Below are 19,606 nucleotides of genomic sequence, written 5' to 3'. Positions count from 1 at the left end.
TGATCAAGGAGCGAGCAAGTGGCTGAGATTCATCTGGACCCCGAAGTGTTGTCGGGTTTGCAGGACGTCATGGAGGGCGAGTACCCCAAGTTGCTCGACACCTTTCTCGACGATTCCCAGAAACGCGTCGAGGCGCTGCGCAAGGCGCGGGATGATGCCAAGGCACTGGGGCGAATTGCCCATAGCTTCAAGGGCAGCAGCGGCAACCTTGGGGCGGTGCGGTTGGCGCAATTGTGTCAGCGGTTGGAGGTCGAATCCATTGGTTCCACGGCGGATTTGGGCGCGCTGGTGGATCAGATTGACCATGAGTTTGCGTTGGTCCGTCCGTTGTATGAGTCGGAGAGGCAGCGGTTTCAGCTTTGATTGAGTACATATCCGTTGCTTAGGTAACGGCTGCTTCCGGCCAGCGTGTTTGATGGGGCGCCTCAGATCAAAAGTGAAAGCGCGGCGGCCTTGGAGCCGACCGGTTTCCTGGCTGTCGACCGCGGTCAAATGTGGGAGCTGGCTTGCCTGCGATGGCATCAGCTGGGTGTACTTGATTCACCGAGGTGTCTGCATCGCAGGCAAGCCAGCTCCCACAGAAGAGCAGATCTGATTCTGCTCTGGCTCTGGCTCTGGCTCTGGCTTTGTTTTTGATCTTGATTTTGATCTTAGGCGCCCCATTAAACACGCTGGCCGGAATTCGATATTGATTTGGGGGGTAAACCGGCAGGGATGCCGGTTTAGCCGCCCCGCGCCATGGATGGCGCGTGGCGGCGGCCCCCTAAATCAATGTCGGATTCCGGGCACACCGAGCGTTGGGGTAAGAGCGCTTTGGTTACTTTCGCGCTTTTCGAAAGTGACCCGCCGTAAGGGCGAAACCGCCGGCCGCCGTTACCTAAATAACGGATATATACACAATAAAACCAATCCCAACCAAGAGCTGGCCCAACTCTTGCTCTATCTCCCCATACTGCATCCCCGACCCCTGTGCAGTGGAGACCTTTACCTATGCCAGTCGCCCCCAATTCGCTCCTTCAGGCTGCCCCCGCAGCCAAGCCTCAAGCGCCCGCCGCTACACCTCCGGCAGCGGCTGCGGCCCCACAGGACAAGGGCCCTGGCTTTGCTCAAGTGTTCGCCAGCCAAGGCTCGAAGCCGACGGTGAAGGTCGACGACACCCCAATCAAATCCAGCCGTGACAAGCCTTCGGACACCAGTGCCAAGTCGGCGGGCAGCAACGATACGCCTGCCGCCAGCAAGCCAGCGGTTGCCGATAGCGGCAATCCCTTGCCTGGCAACCCGCCGGCCAAGTCTGATGACAGTGCCAGCAACGATGACAGTAAACCCACGGACCCGTCCCAAGTGCAGCAGCCTGCGGTCGACCCTGTCGTTGACCCGGCGGTGATTGCTGCGGTCACGCCGGTTGTCGTGCCGGTTCCTGTGGAAGCGCCAGCACCCGCTGCCGTGTCCAAGGATGACAAGGCCCAGCCGGTCGTTGCCGCGCCGGTCGCGACGACCGACGACGCCAAGCAGCCGGCCTTCGACCCAGCGGCCGACCCGCTGGATTCGATGCCGACCGTACGTTTGGCGATGGAGCAGGGCGGGCATGTATCGGCCAGCAGCCAGGCGCCGCAAAAAACCACCTCGGCGCCGACCCAGGATCAGCCGACCGCCGCGCAGAGCTTCGCCGCCGGCCTGGCCAATATGGTTGATCAGCAGTCCACCAAAGACAGTACCGACGGTGGCGACAAGGCCTTCAGTGGGCTGATCGACAGCGGTCTCAAGGATTTGAAAGACGCCAGCAGCGATACCCGCGTCGACGATTTCGCCAGCCGCCTGGCCGCGCTGACCCAGGCCGCCACGCCGAAAACCGCGAATGCCTTGCCGCCGGTTGCCAATGCGCCGTTGGCCATGCACCAGAGCGGCTGGACCGAAGAAGTGGTCAACCGTGTGATGTACCTCTCCAGTGCCAATCTCAAGTCGGCTGAGATCCAGTTGCAGCCGGCCGAGTTGGGGCGCCTGGATATCAAGGTCAACATGACGGCGGACCAGCAGGCCCAGGTCAACTTCATGAGTGGCCATGCCGTGGTACGTGAAGCCCTGGAAAGCCAATCCGGCCGCTTGCGGGAGATGTTTGCCCAGCAGGGCATGGGGCAGGTGGATGTGAACGTGTCCGACCAGTCCCGTGGTCAGGAGCAGCAACAGCAGCAGAACCAGGCGCGTGGTGTGAGTGGCGGTAATGGGCGTAGTGACAGTAGCGACAAAGGCAGTCATGTCGACGTGGCTGAAGCGGTGGCACCGGTGACTTCTACTGTGATCGGCTCCAGCGCCGTTGATTACTACGCCTGATCCCTGTTTAAACGCGGTTCATGTGGGAGCTGGCTTGCCTGCGATAGCGGTGTATCAGTGGCAGAGATGCCAGCTGACCCGCCGCTATCGCAGGCAAGCCAGCTCCCACATTTGATTTGTGGTGCAGCTCTTCCAGACAACTCTGGCATAACACTTGCTCTTGCCTTTCCGTAGATCTATGAATCCCCGAATAGTGACGGATTATTGGCATGGCGAAGAGCGACGACGCAGCAACACCACCCGCAGGCAAAGGCAAGCTCAAGCTGATCCTGTTGATTGTGCTGGGCCTGGTCCTGGCTATCGGCGCGTCGGTGGGTGGCACTTGGTACATCATGCACAGCAGTGCCAGCAAACCGGCCCCCGCCGCCGAGACCGCCACTAACGTCAAGCAACCGGCAATCTTCGAGCCGATGCTTCCGGCTTTTGTCGCCAACTTCAATCAGAACGGTCGTCAACGCTACCTGCAGGTGAGTATCACCTTGCTGGCGCGTAACCAGGCGGATCTGGATGCCCTCAAGGTGCACATGCCGGTGATCCGCAACAACCTGGTGATGCTGTTCTCCGGGCAGAGCTTCGACAGCCTGGCCACCCCGGTCGGCCAGGAAATGCTGCGCCAGAAGGTCACTGCCAGCGTGCAGGAAGTGGCCCAGAAAGAACTCGGCAAAGTCGTGGTCGAGCAGGCGCTCTTCACTAACTTCGTATTGCAGTAGGATCACGACATGGCCGTGCAAGACCTGCTGTCCCAGGATGAAATCGACGCGCTGTTGCATGGCGTCGACGATGGTCTGGTACAGACCGAAATGTCTGCCGAACCCGGCAGCGTCAAAAGTTACGACCTGACCAGCCAGGATCGCATCGTCCGTGGACGTATGCCGACCCTGGAAATGATCAACGAGCGTTTCGCCCGCTACACCCGTATCAGCATGTTCAACATGTTGCGCCGTTCGGCGGACGTGGCGGTGGGCGGTGTGCAGGTGATGAAGTTCGGCGAATACGTGCACTCGCTGTACGTGCCCACCAGCCTCAACCTGGTCAAGATCAAGCCGCTGCGCGGCACCGCACTGTTCATCCTCGACGCCAAGTTGGTGTTCAAGCTGGTGGACAACTTCTTCGGTGGCGATGGTCGTCACGCCAAGATCGAAGGTCGTGAGTTCACCCCGACCGAATTGCGTGTCGTACGCATGGTGCTTGAGCAAGCCTTCATCGACTTGAAGGAAGCCTGGCAGGCGATCATGGAAGTCAATTTCGAGTACATCAACTCGGAAGTGAACCCGGCCATGGCCAACATCGTCGGCCCGAGCGAAGCCATTGTGGTCTCCACCTTCCACATCGAACTCGATGGCGGTGGTGGCGACCTGCACGTGACCATGCCGTACTCGATGATCGAGCCGGTGCGCGAGATGCTCGACGCCGGGTTCCAGTCCGACCTGGACGACCAGGACGAGCGTTGGGTCAAGGCCCTGCGCGAAGACCTGCTGGACGTCGATGTACCACTGAGCGCCACCGTGGCCCGTCGTCAGTTGCGCCTGCGCGATATCTTGCACATGCAGCCGGGAGACGTGATTCCCGTGGAATTGCCGGACGAACTGATCATGCGTGCCAACGGCGTGCCGTCGTTCAAGGTCAAGCTCGGTTCCCACAAGGGCAACCTGGCGTTGCAAGTGGTTGAGCCGATCAACCGCCGCTGATCCGCCCCCTATATCGATGAATTTTTGCTGCGCCGAGGACATGTAATGGCTACCGAACACGAAAACACTTCCGCCGAAGACCAGGCCCTGGCTGATGAATGGGCTGCGGCCCTGGAAGAAACCGGCGATGTCGGCCAGGACGATATCGACGCGCTGCTGGCCGCCGACGCCGCCACCGCACCGGCCGGCAATCGCCTGCCGATGGAAGAGTTCGGCAGCGTGCCGAAGAACAACGACCCGGTGAGCCTCGATGGGCCGAACCTGGACGTGATCCTCGATATCCCGGTGTCGATTTCCATGGAAGTGGGCAGCACCGAAATCAATATCCGTAACCTGTTGCAGCTCAACCAGGGGTCGGTGATCGAACTCGATCGCCTGGCCGGTGAGCCGCTGGATGTGTTGGTCAACGGCACGCTGATCGCCCATGGCGAAGTGGTGGTGGTCAACGAGAAGTTCGGTATTCGCCTGACCGACGTGATCAGCCCGAGCGAACGCATCAAGAAGTTGCGCTGATATGAAGTATTCGATGGCGGGACTGTTGCAGGCGCTGCCATTGAGCGCCCTGGCGGCTGAGCCGGTCGCGCAAGCGGCGGCTGCGGCCCCCGTGGTCAGTAGCGGTATCGGCGGGCAGTTGACTCAGTTGGTGCTCGGTCTGTTACTGGTGGTTGGCTTGATTTTCGTGCTGGCCTGGTTGATGCGCCGTGTGCAACGCATCGGCCCGGGTAACGGCCAGGTTATCGAGATGATCGGCTCGCGCGCCCTCGGGCCGCGTGATCGTCTGGTGCTGGTACAAGTCGGCGAGGAGCAGATTCTGCTGGGTATCACCCCCGGCCGTATCACCCCGTTGCATGTGCTCAAGACGCCGGTGGAAGCGGCTAAGACCGAGGCCGCCACGCCAGAATTCGCCCAGCGCCTGATGGAGTTGCTGGGCAAGGATCAGAAGGATAAGAAGTAATGCGCGTTTTATTGACGCTCATGCTGTTGCTGGTGGCGCCATTGGCGTGGGCCGCCGACCCGTTGTCGATCCCGGCGATCACGCTGGGCACCAACGCCGCTGGGGCACAGGAGTATTCGGTCAGCCTGCAGATCCTGCTGATCATGACGGCGCTGAGTTTTATCCCGGCGTTTGTCATGCTGATGACCAGCTTCACGCGGATCATCATCGTCTTCTCGATCCTGCGTCAGGCCCTGGGCTTGCAGCAGACACCGTCGAACCAGATTCTCACCGGGATGGCCTTGTTCCTGACGCTGTTCATCATGGCGCCGGTGTTCGACAAGGTGAACCAGCAAGCCCTGCAGCCTTATCTGGCGGAGAAGCTCACCGCCCAGGACGCGATCGACAAGGCCCAGGGGCCGATCAAGGACTTCATGCTGTCGCAAACCCGCTCCAGCGACCTTGAACTGTTCATGCGCCTGTCCAAGCGTACCGACATAGCCACCCCGGATCAGGCGCCGCTGACTATCCTGGTGCCGGCGTTCGTCACCTCTGAGTTGAAGACCGCCTTCCAGATTGGCTTCATGATCTTTATCCCGTTCCTGATCATCGACCTGGTCGTGGCGAGCGTGTTGATGGCCATGGGGATGATGATGCTGTCGCCACTGATCATTTCGTTGCCGTTCAAGATCATGTTGTTTGTGCTGGTGGACGGCTGGGCGCTGATTATCGGCACCCTGGCCGGCAGTTTCGGAGGGGTATAGCGCGATGACGCCGGAAGTAGCAGTCGACCTGTTCCGTGATGCTCTGTGGCTGACCACCCTGATGGTTGCCGTGCTGGTGGTGCCGAGCCTGTTGGTCGGCCTGCTGGTGGCGATGTTCCAGGCCGCGACCCAGATCAACGAACAGACCTTGAGTTTCCTGCCGCGCCTGCTGGTCATGCTGATCACCCTGATTGTCGCCGGCCCGTGGCTGGTGCGCACCTTCATGGAATACATCCTGCAGTTGTACGGCAGTATTCCTCAGTTGATCGGCTGATCCCATGCAATCAGTGCTGGCCTTGACCGACACCCAGATCAGCACCTGGGTGGCGTCTTTCATCTTGCCGATGTTTCGCGTCACGGCGGTGCTGATGACCATGCCGGTGTTCGGCACCACTTTGGTCCCGCGGCGCATTCGTTTGTATTTCGCCGTTGCCATCACCGTGGTGATCGTGCCCGGGCTGCCGCCAATGCCGCCGGTAAATGCCCTGGACCTCAGTGCTTTATTGCTGATTGCCGAGCAGATCCTGATCGGCGCGCTGCTGGGGTTCTCGCTCACATTGTTCTTCCAGGCGTTTGTGATCGCCGGGCAGATCATCTCGATCCAGATGGGCATGGGCTTCGCGTCCATGGTCGACCCTACCAACGGCGTGTCGGCAGCGGTGATCGGGCAGTTCCTGACCATGTTGGTGACGTTGATCTTCCTTTCGATGAACGGCCATCTGGTAGTGTTCGAGGTCATGACAGAAAGCTTCACCACCTTGCCGGTGGGCTCGGGCCTGGTGGTCAATCATTTCTGGGAACTGGTGGGTCGCCTCAGTTGGGTATTAGGCTCGTCCTTGTTACTGGTGCTGCCGGCGATCACTGCGCTGCTGGTGGTCAACATCGCGTTTGGCGTGATGACCCGTGCAGCGCCGCAGTTGAATATTTTCTCGATTGGTTTCCCGCTCACACTCGTATTGGGCATGGGGATTTTCTGGATCGGCATGGCCGACATTCTCAATCAGTATCAACCGCTGGCGACCGACGCCTTGCAGTTCTTACGTGATCTGGCACGGGCGCGCTAAGCCATGGCCGAGAGCGAGAGTGGTCAGGACAAAACAGAAGACCCCACGGAGAAACGTAAAAAGGACTCCCGGGAGAAGGGCGAGATTGCTCGCTCCAAAGAGCTCAATACGCTCGCGGTGATGTTGGCCGGTGCCGGTGGCCTGTTGATTTACGGCGGCGGCCTGGCGTTGGACTTGATGGAGCTAATGAAGCTCAACTTCTCCCTGCCTCGTGAGGTGTTGCTGAGTCCGGGGGCCATGGGCTTGTACCTGCTGCACTCGGGCAAGATCGCAATCCTGGCGGTACAGCCAGTGCTGATTACGCTTTTGTTGGCGGCGTTGATCGGTCCGGTGTCCCTGGGCGGCTGGTTGTTTGCCGCAGGCAGCATGGCGCCCAAGTTCAGCCGGATGAACCCGGGGCCTGGGCTCAAGCGTATGTTTTCTACCAAGGCGCTGGTGGAGCTGCTCAAGGCGCTGGCCAAATTCATCCTGATTCTATTCGTGGCGTTGACGGTATTGTCGTCCGACATCGACGACTTGCTGCGCATCGCCCACGAGCCGCTGGAGTCGGCGATCATCCACAGTGTGCAAGTGGTGGGTTGGAGCGCGCTGTGGATGGCCTGCGGCTTGATCATCATCGCGGCGGTGGATGCGCCGATCCAACTGTGGGAAAGCCACAAGAAACTGCTGATGACCAAGCAGGAAGTGCGCGACGAACACAAAGACCAGGAGGGGCGCCCAGAGGTCAAGCAGCGCATTCGCCAACTGCAGCGGGAAATGTCCCAGCGCAAGATGATGGCTTCGGTGCCCGACGCCGACGTGGTCATCACCAACCCGACTCACTACGCCGTGGCCCTCAAGTACGACCCGGAAAAAGGCGGTGCGCCGATGCTGCTGGCCAAAGGCAGCGACTTCACCGCGCTGAAAATCCGCGAGATTGCCGTGGCCAACGACATCCTTCTGTTGGAATCGCCGGCATTGGCACGGTCGATCTTCTACTCCACGGATCTGGACCAGGAAATCCCTGCCGGGCTGTACCTGGCGGTGGCCCAGGTGTTGGCGTACGTCTATCAGATTCGCCAATACCGCGCGGGCAAGGGCAAGCGGCCTGATCCGCTCAAAGACCTGCCGATCCCGCCTGATTTACGTCGCGATACTTAAACCCCTTTCTGGCCTGTCAACTTTGACAGTAGTCATTACGCCGCCTTCACTGTTGGATACAGCGATGAGGCGCGCAGTCATGCGCGGCTCGGGAGGCGGTGATGGACAGGGGTACTGTCAGGTGGTTCGATGCGGTCAAGGGCATTGGCTTTATTGCCCGAGACCCTGATGGCAACGAGGTTGCTGTTCGGTTGACAGGTGTTAACGGCGACGTCCCGTCAGCCGCTCCCAAGCTGCGAAAACCCCGCAAACGAAAAAAATCACCAGACGCATGAATCGCTGGCTCTAGCATCCATCTCTTGCTCGTGTCTACCTGTCAACTTTGACAGTAGCCACAGGCTGCTTCCCGTTGTTCTATTCCATCCCAGGCACTGCGCGCATGTAGTCATCGAGAGGCAGGGAGAGCGGTATTGAAGGTGGCTACAGGTACTGTCAAATACTATGAGTTGACCCGGGGAGAGTGGTTGATTGCGCTGAGCGATGGCGAAGAAAGCGTTTTCATCGATTGGAGTGATTGGCATTGGGTTGCACTTTCGATTGGTGAGCAAATAACGTTTCAGATGATCCATAAACCCAAGGGCGTTTATGCGCTCCCCCTCAGTGCGGGCAATGACACGGAGGCGGGCCCAGAGGTGTAAAGGAGGGCGGCAATGGCAACCGGTACGGTGAAATGGTTCAACGCGCAGAAGGGGTTTGGTTTCATTACCCCGGATGATGGAGGGGCTGACGTATTTGCCCACTACTCGGCAATTACATCGAGTGGGTACAAAAGCCTGGATGAAGGTCAAAAAGTCGAATATGACGTAGCACCAGGGCCAAAAGGTCCTCAGGCCGAGAATATACGGCCTCTTTGAAGCCACCCCGTTCGAAAGTGTGGGAGGGGGCTTACTCCCGATTGCAGTGTGTCAGTCAACGAATTCATTGGCTGATCCACTGCAATCGGGGGCAAGCCCCCTCCCACATTTGAAGTGATCCACGCCCGAAACCAAAGTTGGAAGGCTTCTTGCAACCCCGCCTCCAGGACGTCTCTCGGCGTCAAAACTTTGCTTCAAGGGACACGAGGAATATCGGTGGATCGCTCTCAAATGCTCAACACGGCCCGTGGCACTCTGACTGACCTCTCGCGGGGCAATCTGGGTGTGCCGTTGTTGTTGCTGGTGATGCTGGCAATGATGATGTTGCCGATGCCGCCGTTCCTGCTCGACGTGTTCTTTACCTTCAACATTGCCCTGTCTGTCGTCGTGCTGCTGGTGTGCGTGTACGCCCTGCGGCCGCTGGATTTCGCGGTATTCCCCACCATCCTGCTGATTGCCACTTTGCTGCGGCTGGCGCTGAACGTGGCGTCCACGCGGGTGGTGATGCTCCACGGCCAGGATGGTCACGCCGCCGCCGGCAAGGTGATCCAGGCCTTCGGTGAGGTGGTGATCGGCGGTAACTACGTGGTCGGTATTGTGGTGTTTGCGATCCTGATGATCATCAACTTCGTGGTGGTGACCAAGGGCGCCGGGCGGATCTCCGAGGTGAGCGCGCGGTTTACCCTGGATGCGATGCCCGGCAAACAGATGGCCATCGACGCCGACCTCAACGCCGGTTTGATCGACCAGGGCCAGGCCAAGGCGCGCCGTGCGGAAGTCGCCCAGGAAGCCGAGTTCTACGGGTCCATGGACGGTGCGAGCAAGTTCGTGCGCGGTGACGCCATCGCGGGCCTGCTGATTCTGTTCATCAACCTGATCGGCGGCATGGCGGTCGGTATCTTCCAGCACGGCATGACCTTCGGTGACGCGGGCAAGGTCTACGCCTTGCTGACTATCGGTGACGGTTTAGTGGCGCAATTGCCATCACTGTTGTTATCCACAGCAGCGGCCATCATGGTGACCCGTGCTTCGGGCTCAGAAGACATGGGTAAGCAGATCAGTCGCCAGATGTTCGCCTCGCCCAAGGCACTGGCCGTGGCGGCGGGCATCATGGCGATCATGGGTGTCGTGCCGGGTATGCCCCATGTGTCGTTTCTCAGCATGGCGGCCATGGCGGCCGGTGGCGCCTACCTGTTCTGGCGCAAGCAGAACCAGGTGAAAGTCCTGGCTCAGCAGGAAATCGCCCGCCAGCAGGAACTGCTGCCGTCCCCGGCCCGCGCCCAGGAAACCAAGGAGTTGGGCTGGGATGACGTCACTCCGATCGACATGATCGGCCTGGAGGTCGGCTACCGCCTGATTCCCCTGGTGGACCGTAACCAGGGTGGTCAATTGCTCGCGCGGATCAAGGGCGTGCGTAAGAAGCTGTCCCAGGACCTGGGCTTCCTGATGCCCACCGTGCATATCCGCGACAACCTCGACCTGGCCCCCAGCGCTTATCGCCTGACTCTGATGGGCGTGATTCTCGCCGAAGCCGAGATCTACCCGGACCGCGAACTGGCGATCAACCCCGGCCAGGTGTTCGGTACGCTCAACGGCATTACCGCCAAAGATCCGGCTTTTGGCCTGGACGCGGTGTGGATCGAAGTCAGCCAGCGCAGCCAGGCGCAATCCCTGGGATACACCGTGGTAGACGCCAGTACCGTGGTCGCTACCCACCTCAACCAGATTTTGTACAAGCACTCCCACGAGCTGATCGGCCACGAGGAAGTCCAGCAATTGATGGGGTTGCTGGCCAAAGCCTCGCCGAAACTGGCCGAAGAGCTGGTGCCAGGCGTGCTAACGCTGTCGCAATTGCTCAAAGTGCTGCAGGCATTGCTCGCCGAGCAGGTGCCGGTCCGGGACATTCGCAGCATTGCCGAAGCCATCGCCAACAATGCCGCCAAGAGTCAAGATACTGCCGCTCTGGTGGCTGCCGTGCGCGTCGGCTTGTCCCGTGCCATCGTGCAAAGCATTGTAGGTATTGAGTCTGAGCTGCCTGTGATTACCTTGGAGCCAAGGTTGGAACAAATATTGCTCAATAGTATTCAGAAGGCCGGACAAGGCCAGGAAGAGGGCGTTCTGCTGGAGCCAAGCATGGCTGAGAAGCTCCAGCGTTCGTTGATCGAAGCGGCGCAGCGCCAGGAAATGGCGGGTCATCCGGTGATCCTGCTGGTGGCGGGCCCGGTTCGCGCGATGTTGTCGCGGTTTGGACGCCTGGCAGTACCGAATTTGCACGTTTTGGCTTATCAGGAAATCCCTGACAATAAGCAAGTGACTATCGTCGCGACAGTAGGGCCCAACGGCTGAGGGTAGTGGGTTATGCAAGTTAAGCGTTTTTTCGCCGCCGATATGCGTCAGGCCATGAAACTGGTCCGTGATGAGCTGGGCGCCGATGCCGCGATTATCGGTAACCGTCGTATTGCCGGCGGTGTCGAGCTGACGGCTGCCCTGGATTACACCCCCTCGGCATTGGCGCCACGCGTGCCGAACATGGAACTCGAAGACGAACTGCGCAAGACCGCCTCGCGCATTGTGTCGGCCCAGGCTGAGCTGAGCATGCGCGGCGACAGCGACGCTTCCACCAATCGCCAGTTGTTCGCCGGCCTGCCGTTGACCGCCGCCGAACCCTTGGTCGAACCGACTTTCGTCGAGCCGCCACGTCCCGCCGCGCCAGCCCCGGCCGCCGCCGTCGACCAGCGTGTGTTCGACTCGATGCGTTTTGAGCTCAATGGCCTGCGTGAACTGCTCGAAGTGCAGTTGGGCTCGCTGGCCTGGACCCAGCTGCAAGGCAGCAAACCGCACCAGGCCAACCTGTGGCGTCGCTTGCAGCGTATCGGCCTGTCCGGCCCGCTGTCCCGCGACCTGCTGGCGCTCACCGCCGAAGTCGAAGAACCGCGCCAGGCGTGGCGCATGTTGCTGGCACACTTGGCCCGCATGATCGTTACTCCGGAACTCGAACCCCTGGAAGAGGGCGGTGTGATCGCCATGGTCGGCCCGGCCGGCATGGGCAAGACCACCACCCTGGCCAAGCTGGCCGCCCGTTATGTGCTCAAGTACGGCGCCCAGAACATCGCGCTGGTGAGCATGGACAGCTATCGCATCGGCGCCCAGGAACAGCTCAAGACCCTGGGCCGTATCCTCAATGTGCCGGTGACCCACGTCGACCCTGGCCAGTCCCTGGCCAATGCCCTCGACCCGCTGCTGCGCAAGCGCGTGGTGTTGATCGACACGGCTGGCCTGCAAGCCAGCGATCCGGCCCTGCGCATGCAACTCGAAAGCCTGGCCGGGCGTGGCATCAAGTCGAAAAACTACCTGGTGCTTGCAACCACCAGCCAGAAACAGGTTCTTACCGCTGCGTATCACAGCTACAAGCGCTGCGGCCTGGCCGGCTGCATCCTCACCAAGCTCGATGAAACCGCGAGCCTGGGCGAGGTGTTGAGCTTGGCCATCAGTCATGAGTTACCGGTCGCCTACCTGACCGACGGCCCGCGGATTCCAGATGATTTGCATCTGCCGCGTCGTCATCAGTTGGTCAGCCGTGCTGTCAGTGTGCAAATGCAAGAAGAGCCTAGCGAGGAAGCGATGGCCGATATGTTCGCCGATCTCTACCACAACCCGGCAAAACGGGTCGGTTGAGACAGGATGAGCGCCGTGAAATGTATCTACATTGATGGTCTGCAAGCGATTCACGCGGCCAAGCCATGTAGCCTGCGTCTAAGCAAGACAAGGTAAAGAAATAAAATGGGCAGCATGCATCCCGTACAGGTGATCGCGGTGACCGGCGGCAAAGGTGGCGTCGGGAAAACTAACGTGTCAGTGAATTTGTCCCTGGCCCTGGCAGAGCTTGGCCGTCGCGTCATGCTGCTGGATGCTGACCTGGGCTTGGCGAACGTGGACGTTCTGCTGGGGCTGACACCCAAACATACCCTCGCCGATGTGATCGAGGGCCGTTGCGAGCTGCGCGATGTGCTGCTGCAGGGCCCCGGTGGCATTCGTATCGTGCCGGCCGCCTCGGGCACTCAGAGCATGGTGCACCTGAGCCCGGCGCAGCATGCCGGCCTGATCCAGGCCTTCAGCGATATCGGCGACAACCTCGACGTGCTGGTGATCGACACCGCCGCCGGGATCGGCGAGTCCGTGGTCAGTTTCGTGCGCGCCGCGCAAGAAGTGCTGCTGGTGGTTTGCGACGAACCCACCTCGATCACCGACGCCTACGCCCTGATCAAACTGCTTAACCGCGACTACGGCATGAACCGCTTCCGCGTGCTGGCCAATATGGCCCAAAGCCCGCAGGAAGGCCGAAACCTGTTCGCCAAGTTGACCAAGGTCACGGATCGCTTCCTCGATGTCGCTTTACAATACGTCGGCGCAGTTCCTTATGACGAGTGTGTGCGCAAGGCTGTGCAAAAGCAGCGTGCAGTCTATGAAGCGTTCCCTCGTTCGAAGTGCGCACTGGCGTTCAAGGCTATTGCCCAGAAGGTCGATACCTGGCCGTTGCCTGCCAACCCGCGGGGGCATCTGGAGTTTTTCGTCGAGCGATTGGTGCATCAGACGAGCGCAGGACCGGTGCTATGACATCCAGCGGCTACAACCTTTACAAAAAGTCAGCACGTGACAGCCAAGGCGAATTGATCGAGCGCTATGCGCCTTTGGTCAAGCGCATTGCCTACCACTTGCTGGCGCGCTTGCCGGCCAGCGTGCAGGTGGAAGACCTGATCCAGGCTGGCATGATCGGCCTGCTCGAAGTGTCGACCAAATACGACGCGAGCAAGGGTGCGAGTTTCGAGACGTATGCGGGTATCCGTATCCGTGGCGCGATGCTCGATGAAGTGCGTAAAGGGGATTGGGCGCCGCGTTCGGTACACCGCAACACGCGAATGGTCAGCGATGCAATTCGCGCAATTGAAGCAAAAACAGGCCGTGACGCTAAAGATCATGAAGTTGCGGCCGAACTCCAATTGAGTCTCGATGATTACTACGGGATTTTGAACGATACCTTGGGCAGCCGCCTGTTCAGTTTCGACGACCTGTTGCAGGACGGCGAACACGAAGGGCTGCACGAGGACGGCGCGAGTGCACATCTCGAGCCGTCGCGCGACCTGGAAGATGAACGTTTCCAGGGGGCGTTGGCGGACGCGATTGCCAATTTGCCGGAGCGTGAGCGACTGGTGCTGGCGCTGTACTACGACGAAGAGCTGAACCTCAAGGAAATCGGTGAGGTCCTGGGGGTCAGCGAATCGCGTGTCAGCCAATTGCATAGCCAGTGCGCGGCCCGCTTGCGGGGGCGATTGGGAGAGTGGCGCGCGCGCTGACAGGCAGTGTGGGGACACTGCAGACGCTACCGACCTTGCCCCTGGCGAGGCCGGGTTCGTTCCGTGGTGCCCTGGGCAGTCCTTTTTGTGTAACGCCTGTTGATTGAAATGGCGCGTCCAGGTGCTGGGCGCGTTTAAGACTGCTTGGAGGTCGAATTGGACAAGAACATGAAAATCCTCATCGTTGATGATTTCTCAACGATGCGGCGGATCATAAAAAACCTGTTGCGTGACCTTGGGTTCACCAACACGGTCGAGGCGGATGACGGCATTACGGCGATTCCGATCCTCAACAGCGGGAGCATCGACTTTCTGGTAACCGACTGGAACATGCCGGGCATGACCGGTATCGACCTGCTGCGCCACGTGCGCGCCGACGAAAAACTGCGCAGCCTGCCTGTGCTGATGGTGACCGCTGAAGCCAAGCGTGAGCAGATCATCGAAGCCGCCCAAGCCGGGGTCAACGGTTACGTGGTCAAGCCATTCACGGCGCTGGCCTTGAAAGAGAAGATCGAAAAAATCTTCGAACGCATCGGTCATTGATGCTGCCACGGGGGAGCTATGGAGCATAACGAAACGTCACAGGGAGACTTCGAGTCGACCCTGAAAAAGCATGCTCACCAGTTGGTCGACAGCCTGGAAAAAGGCCAGTTCGGCGACGCGGTGCAGTTAATCCATGAGCTCAACCAGACCCGTGACCGCGGCCTGTATCAGGAAGTGGGCAAGCTGACGCGTGAGCTGCACAGTGCAATCGTCAATTTTCAGATTGACCCGCACATGCCCCAGGCCGAAGAGATTTCGCAAATCACCGATGCCACCGAACGCCTGTCCTACGTGGTCAGGCTGACTGAGGCGGCGGCCAACCGCACCATGGATCTGGTGGAAAACGCCACGCCTCTGGTCAACGGTATGGCCAATGAAGCCCAGGCCCTGAGCGTTGACTGGGGTCGCTTCATGCGTCGGGAAGTGGGCGCGGAAGAGTTTCGTGAATTGGCGCGTCGTGTTGAGGGTTTTCTGTCGCGCAGTGAGCAGGAAAACCGCACGGTTTCCAGCAACCTCAACGACATTCTGTTGGCTCAGGATTACCAGGACCTTACCGGCCAGGTGATCAAGCGCGTGACCCAATTGGTCACGGAAGTGGAAAGCAACCTGCTCAAATTGGTGCTGATGGCCGGCCAGGTTGACCGTTTTGCCGGTATCGAACATGACCGCGCAGCGATCCTCTCGGAAAAAGATCCACAAAAACATCTCGCCAAGGGTGAAGGTCCGCAGATTCATGCCGATAAACGTGAAGACGTTGTATCCGGGCAAGACGACGTAGACGATTTGCTGTCCAGTTTAGGCTTCTAAGGAGCACCCACATGAGCTTCGGCGCCGATGAAGAAATCCTTCAGGATTTCCTTGTAGAGGCCGGCGAAATTTTAGAGCAACTGTCCGAGCAACTGGTCGAGCTGGAAAGCCGTCCGGATGATGCGAACCTGCTCAATGCAATTTTTCGCGGTTTTCACACTGTAAAAGGGGGCGCCGGCTTCCTCCAGCTCCATGAGCTGGTGGAGTGCTGCCACATCGCCGAGAACGTGTTCGACATCCTGCGCAAGGGTGAGCGTCACGTTGATTCGGAATTGATGGACGTGATTCTCGAAGCGCTGGATGCGGTCAACGGCATGTTCAGTGAAGTGCGCGATCGCGCACCGATCACCGCTGCCACCCCGGAACTGCTGGCCGCCCTGGCGCGCCTGGCGGAGCCGGCCGACACCTCGGCTGCGCCCGTGGTTCAAGCGGAACCTGAGCCTGTAGTGGAAGCCGAGCCGGATGTCACGGACAGCGAGTTCGAACAACTGCTCAACTCTCTCAGTGCCGTGAAGGCCGAGGCTGAAGCACCGCAAGCGGCCACTGCGCCTGCCGTGCCGACCAGCGAAGACATCACCGACGCCGAATTCGAATCCTTGCTCGACCAGTTGCACGGCAAGGGCCAGTTCGCCGCCGACGCCGTGGCGCCTGCTGCTGCCGAAGCGCCTGCCGCCTCGGCCAACACCGACATTACCGACGACGAATTCGAAGCGTTGCTCGACCAACTGCACGGCAAAGGCACGTTCGTGGCCGACGCCTTGCCGGAAGTCGCTGCCACCGCCGCCAGCGTTGTTGCACCGGCCGCTACTCCTGAACCTGCCGGCGATGGGCTGATTTCCGATCACGAATTCGAAGCCTTGCTCGACGAATTGCACGGCAAGGGCAAGTTCAGCGAAGTGGCACCGGCGGCCGCCGCGACGGCTACCCCCGTGGCCGCCAAGCCGGTGCCCGCCAAAGCTGCCACACCTGCGGCCGCCAAGCCCGCACCTGCTGCGGCCCCGGCCCCTGCGCGTGCCGCCGCTGCACCCGTGGCTGAAAAGCCTGCCAGCGAAGCCGAAACCACCGTGCGTGTGGACACGGCGCGGCTGGACGACATCATGAACATGGTCGGTGAACTGGTGCTGGTGCGTAACCGCTTGGTGCGCCTGGGCCTGAACAGTGGCGACGAAGCCATGCAGAAGGCCGTGTCGAACCTCGACGTGGTCACCGCCGACCTGCAAACCGCCGTGATGAAAACGCGGATGCAGCCGATCAAGAAAGTCTTCGGCCGCTTCCCTCGGTTGGTTCGTGATCTGGCGCGCCAGCTCAAGAAAGAGATCAACCTGGAACTGGTGGGCGAAGAAACCGACCTCGACAAAAACCTCGTCGAGGCCCTGGCCGACCCGCTGGTCCACTTGGTGCGCAACGCCGTCGACCACGGCGTCGAAACCCCGGAAGAACGCGAAGCCGCGGGCAAGTCCCGTAACGGCAAGGTGATTCTGGCGGCTGAACAGGAAGGCGACCATATCCTGCTGTCGATCACCGATGACGGCAAAGGCATGGACCCGACCGTCTTGCGCAACATCGCGGTCAAGCGCGGTGTGATGGACAAGGACGCCGCCGACCGCCTGACCGACACCGAGTGCTACAACCTGATCTTCGCCCCGGGTTTCTCGACCAAGACCGAGATTTCCGACGTGTCCGGCCGTGGCGTCGGCATGGACGTGGTGAAGACCAAGATCAGCCAGCTCAACGGCTCGATCAATATCTACTCGACCAAGGGCCAGGGCTCGAAGATCGTGATCAAGGTGCCGTTGACCTTGGCGATCATGCCGACCCTGATGGTGATGCTGGGCAACCAGGCGTTCGCGTTCCCGCTGGTCAACGTCAACGAAATCTTCCACCTCGACCTGTCGCGCACCAACGTGGTGGACGGCCAGGAAGTGGTGATCGTGCGCGACAAGGCATTGCCCCTGTTCTATCTCAAGCGCTGGCTGGTTGCGTCGGCTGCCCATGAAGAGCAGCGCGAAGGTCACGTGGTGATTCTGTCCGTGGGTACCCAGCGCATCGGCTTTGTGGTCGATCAACTGGTCGGCCAGGAAGAAGTTGTCATCAAGCCTTTGGGCAAAATGCTGCAGGGAACCCCGGGCATGTCGGGTGCGACCATTACCGGTGACGGTCGGATCGCACTGATTCTCGATGTTCCGAGCATGCTCAAGCGTTACGCCGCACGGCGTATTTGATTCTGGTGGGGCTTCGGCGGTATTGCCTGCCCCGCCTAACGGAGTGTTTATGGCAGTCAAGGTCCTGGTGGTGGACGATTCGGGTTTCTTCCGCCGCCGCGTCTCGGAAATTCTTTCCGCCGATCCAACCATCCAGGTGGTCGGCACGGCCACCAACGGCAAAGAGGCGATCGATCAGGCCATGGCGTTGAAGCCGGACGTGATCACCATGGACTACGAGATGCCGATGATGGATGGCATCACCGCAGTGCGGCACATCATGCAGCGCTGCCCGACGCCGGTATTGATGTTTTCTTCGCTGACCCACGAAGGCGCCCGGGTCACCCTGGATGCGTTGGACGCTGGTGCGGTGGACTTCCTGCCGAAGAATTTCGAAGACATCTCGCGCAACCCCGAGAAGGTCAAGCAGATGCTGTGCGAGAAGGTGCACAGCATTTCCCGCAGTAACCGTCGCAGCCTGTTCAGCACCCCTGCGCCCGCACCTGTTGCGGCACCCGCGCCGACGACATCCTCGTTTGCACGGCCAGCCCCTGCACCCGCGGCGCGGCCAGCGGTGGCACCAGTGCGCGCCTCGGCACCGAGCGCTCATTCGCCTGCGCCCAAGCGTAAAGCCTACAAGCTGGTGGCTATCGGTACGTCCACTGGCGGCCCGGTTGCCCTACAACGCGTGCTGACCCAACTGCCGGCCAACTTCCCGGCGCCGATCGTGTTGGTGCAGCACATGCCCGCCGCGTTCACCAAGGCCTTCGCTGAACGCCTGGACAAGCTCTGCCGTATCAGCGTCAAGGAGGCCGAAGACGGCGACATCCTGCGCCCCGGTCTGGCGTTGCTGGCCCCAGGCGGCAAACAGATGATGGTGGATGGCCGTGGCGCGGTGAAAATCCTGCCGGGCGACGAACGCTTGAACTACAAACCGTGTGTGGACATCACCTTCGGTTCGGCGGCCAAGTCCTACGGTGACAAAGTTCTGGCGGTGGTGCTCACCGGCATGGGCGCCGACGGCCGTGAAGGCGCTCGCCTGCTCAAGCAGGGTGGCAGCGCGATCTGGGCCCAGGATGAGGCCAGCTGCGTGATCTATGGCATGCCCATGGCCATCGTCAAGGCTGACCTGGCCGACGCGGTGTACAGCCTGGACGACATCGGCAAGCATCTGGTGGAGGCGTGCCTCTGATGGATGTCCTGAGCCTGATCGGCATCACCCTGGCGTTTGTCGCGATCATCGGCGGCAACTTCCTCGAGGGCGGCCACCTCGGCGCCTTGGCCAACGGCCCGGCGGCGCTGATCGTGATCGGCGGTACCGTGGGCGCGGCCTTGCTGCAATCGCCCCTGAGTTCGTTCAAGCGCGCCATGCAGATTCTGGTGTGGATCATTTTCCCGCCGCGCGTCGACTTGCCGGGCGGCATCGATCGCGTGGTCAACTGGAGCCTCACCGCGCGCAAGGAAGGCTTGCTGGGCCTGGAAGGCGTGGCCGATGCCGAGCCCGACAGCTATGCACGCAAAGGCCTGCAATTGCTGGTCGACGGCGCCGAGCCGGAAGCCATCCGCAGCATCCTCGAAGTGGATTTCTACACTCAGGAAAGCCGCGACATCAATGCCGCCAAAGTCTTTGAAAGCATGGGCGGCTATGCGCCGACCATCGGCATCATCGGTGCGGTGATGGGCCTGATCCATGTGATGGGCAACCTGGCCGATCCGTCGCAACTGGGCAGCGGCATTGCCGTGGCCTTCGTCGCAACTATCTATGGTGTCGCGAGTGCCAACCTGGTGCTGTTGCCGGTGGCGAGCAAGCTCAAGTCGATCGCCATGCGCCAGTCGCGTTACCGGGAGATGCTGCTGGAAGGCCTGCTGTCGATTGCCGAGGGCGAAAACCCTCGCTCCATCGAATTGAAGCTTCAGGGCTTCATGGATTGA

21 protein-coding genes are annotated in these 19,606 nt (G+C 60.4%); all 21 read left to right on the top strand.

Annotated elements, in window-relative coordinates; genetic code table 11:
• The first annotated feature begins 18 nt into the window (after positions 1 to 18).
• The 21 genes from AC07V4_RS08870 (at position 19) to AC07V4_RS08770 (ending at position 19,606) form a co-directional block, all read left to right on the top strand.
• Positions 19 to 363, top strand: a complete 345-nt coding sequence (locus tag AC07V4_RS08870) for an Hpt domain-containing protein (protein WP_492635912.1) — start codon at positions 19 to 21, stop codon at positions 361 to 363.
• Positions 364 to 990: 627 nt separating this feature from the next.
• Complete coding sequence (locus AC07V4_RS08865; RefSeq protein WP_492635913.1) at positions 991 to 2,328, top strand: flagellar hook-length control protein FliK; 1,338 nt, start codon at positions 991 to 993, stop codon at positions 2,326 to 2,328.
• Positions 2,329 to 2,537: 209 nt separating this feature from the next.
• The gene (gene fliL / locus AC07V4_RS08860) at positions 2,538 to 3,038 is read left to right on the top strand and encodes a flagellar basal body-associated protein FliL (RefSeq protein ID WP_492635914.1); all 501 of its coding nucleotides are present in this window, start codon (positions 2,538 to 2,540) and stop codon (positions 3,036 to 3,038) included.
• Between the two features lie 9 nt (positions 3,039 to 3,047).
• On the top strand, positions 3,048 to 4,016 hold the full coding sequence (gene fliM / locus AC07V4_RS08855) for a flagellar motor switch protein FliM (protein ID WP_431752667.1): 969 nt from the start codon (positions 3,048 to 3,050) through the stop codon (positions 4,014 to 4,016).
• A 45-nt stretch (positions 4,017 to 4,061) separates the two neighbouring features.
• Positions 4,062 to 4,529: a flagellar motor switch protein FliN gene (fliN, locus tag AC07V4_RS08850; RefSeq protein ID WP_348750903.1), complete on the top strand. Its 468-nt coding sequence runs from the start codon at positions 4,062 to 4,064 to the stop codon at positions 4,527 to 4,529.
• 1 nt (position 4,530) lies between these two features.
• Positions 4,531 to 4,971: a flagellar biosynthetic protein FliO gene (gene fliO / locus AC07V4_RS08845; RefSeq protein ID WP_492635915.1), complete on the top strand. Its 441-nt coding sequence runs from the start codon at positions 4,531 to 4,533 to the stop codon at positions 4,969 to 4,971.
• The gene (gene fliP, locus AC07V4_RS08840) at positions 4,971 to 5,714 is read left to right on the top strand and encodes a flagellar type III secretion system pore protein FliP (RefSeq protein WP_431751178.1); all 744 of its coding nucleotides are present in this window, start codon (positions 4,971 to 4,973) and stop codon (positions 5,712 to 5,714) included. Before fliO ends, fliP begins: the two co-directional genes overlap by 1 nt.
• A gap of 4 nt (positions 5,715 to 5,718) precedes the next feature.
• The gene (fliQ, locus tag AC07V4_RS08835) at positions 5,719 to 5,988 is read left to right on the top strand and encodes a flagellar biosynthesis protein FliQ (RefSeq protein WP_431751179.1); all 270 of its coding nucleotides are present in this window, start codon (positions 5,719 to 5,721) and stop codon (positions 5,986 to 5,988) included.
• 4 nt (positions 5,989 to 5,992) lie between these two features.
• Complete coding sequence (fliR, locus tag AC07V4_RS08830) at positions 5,993 to 6,778, top strand: flagellar biosynthetic protein FliR (protein WP_492635916.1); 786 nt, start codon at positions 5,993 to 5,995, stop codon at positions 6,776 to 6,778.
• A 3-nt stretch (positions 6,779 to 6,781) separates the two neighbouring features.
• Positions 6,782 to 7,918, top strand: coding sequence for a flagellar biosynthesis protein FlhB (flhB, locus tag AC07V4_RS08825; RefSeq protein WP_431751181.1), 1,137 nt, complete (start codon positions 6,782 to 6,784; stop codon positions 7,916 to 7,918).
• Positions 7,919 to 8,334: 416 nt separating this feature from the next.
• A complete protein-coding gene (locus AC07V4_RS08820) occupies positions 8,335 to 8,556 on the top strand; it encodes a hypothetical protein (RefSeq protein WP_492636055.1) in 222 nt (73 codons plus the stop codon).
• Positions 8,557 to 8,568: 12 nt separating this feature from the next.
• A complete protein-coding gene (locus AC07V4_RS08815) occupies positions 8,569 to 8,772 on the top strand; it encodes a cold-shock protein (protein ID WP_492635917.1) in 204 nt (67 codons plus the stop codon).
• 231 nt (positions 8,773 to 9,003) lie between these two features.
• On the top strand, positions 9,004 to 11,118 hold the full coding sequence (gene flhA, locus AC07V4_RS08810; RefSeq protein ID WP_492636056.1) for a flagellar biosynthesis protein FlhA: 2,115 nt from the start codon (positions 9,004 to 9,006) through the stop codon (positions 11,116 to 11,118).
• 12 nt (positions 11,119 to 11,130) lie between these two features.
• Positions 11,131 to 12,447 (top strand): flagellar biosynthesis GTPase FlhF, encoded by a 1,317-nt coding sequence (gene flhF, locus AC07V4_RS08805; protein WP_492635918.1) that lies wholly within the window; start codon positions 11,131 to 11,133, stop codon positions 12,445 to 12,447.
• 105 nt (positions 12,448 to 12,552) lie between these two features.
• Positions 12,553 to 13,386, top strand: a complete 834-nt coding sequence (gene fleN, locus AC07V4_RS08800) for a flagellar synthesis regulator FleN (protein ID WP_003192912.1) — start codon at positions 12,553 to 12,555, stop codon at positions 13,384 to 13,386.
• The gene (fliA, locus tag AC07V4_RS08795; RefSeq protein WP_065909829.1) at positions 13,383 to 14,123 is read left to right on the top strand and encodes an RNA polymerase sigma factor FliA; all 741 of its coding nucleotides are present in this window, start codon (positions 13,383 to 13,385) and stop codon (positions 14,121 to 14,123) included. Before fleN ends, fliA begins: the two co-directional genes overlap by 4 nt.
• Positions 14,124 to 14,291: 168 nt before the next feature.
• Positions 14,292 to 14,666 (top strand): chemotaxis response regulator CheY, encoded by a 375-nt coding sequence (locus tag AC07V4_RS08790; protein ID WP_005790040.1) that lies wholly within the window; start codon positions 14,292 to 14,294, stop codon positions 14,664 to 14,666.
• Between the two features lie 18 nt (positions 14,667 to 14,684).
• The gene (locus tag AC07V4_RS08785; RefSeq protein WP_431750594.1) at positions 14,685 to 15,473 is read left to right on the top strand and encodes a protein phosphatase CheZ; all 789 of its coding nucleotides are present in this window, start codon (positions 14,685 to 14,687) and stop codon (positions 15,471 to 15,473) included.
• An 11-nt stretch (positions 15,474 to 15,484) separates the two neighbouring features.
• Complete coding sequence (locus AC07V4_RS08780; protein WP_492635919.1) at positions 15,485 to 17,695, top strand: chemotaxis protein CheA; 2,211 nt, start codon at positions 15,485 to 15,487, stop codon at positions 17,693 to 17,695.
• Between the two features lie 49 nt (positions 17,696 to 17,744).
• Complete coding sequence (locus tag AC07V4_RS08775; protein ID WP_492635920.1) at positions 17,745 to 18,866, top strand: protein-glutamate methylesterase/protein-glutamine glutaminase; 1,122 nt, start codon at positions 17,745 to 17,747, stop codon at positions 18,864 to 18,866.
• Entirely contained in the window at positions 18,866 to 19,606 is a 741-nt protein-coding gene (locus tag AC07V4_RS08770) for a flagellar motor protein (protein WP_123717524.1), read from the top strand. The genes AC07V4_RS08775 and AC07V4_RS08770 overlap by 1 nt, the downstream gene beginning before the upstream one ends.

Source organism: Pseudomonas sp. GW821-FHT03A09 (assembly GCF_059421065.1).
The sequence above is the reverse complement of the archived record's forward strand: the minus strand, read 5'-3'. Positions and strand labels throughout refer to the sequence as shown.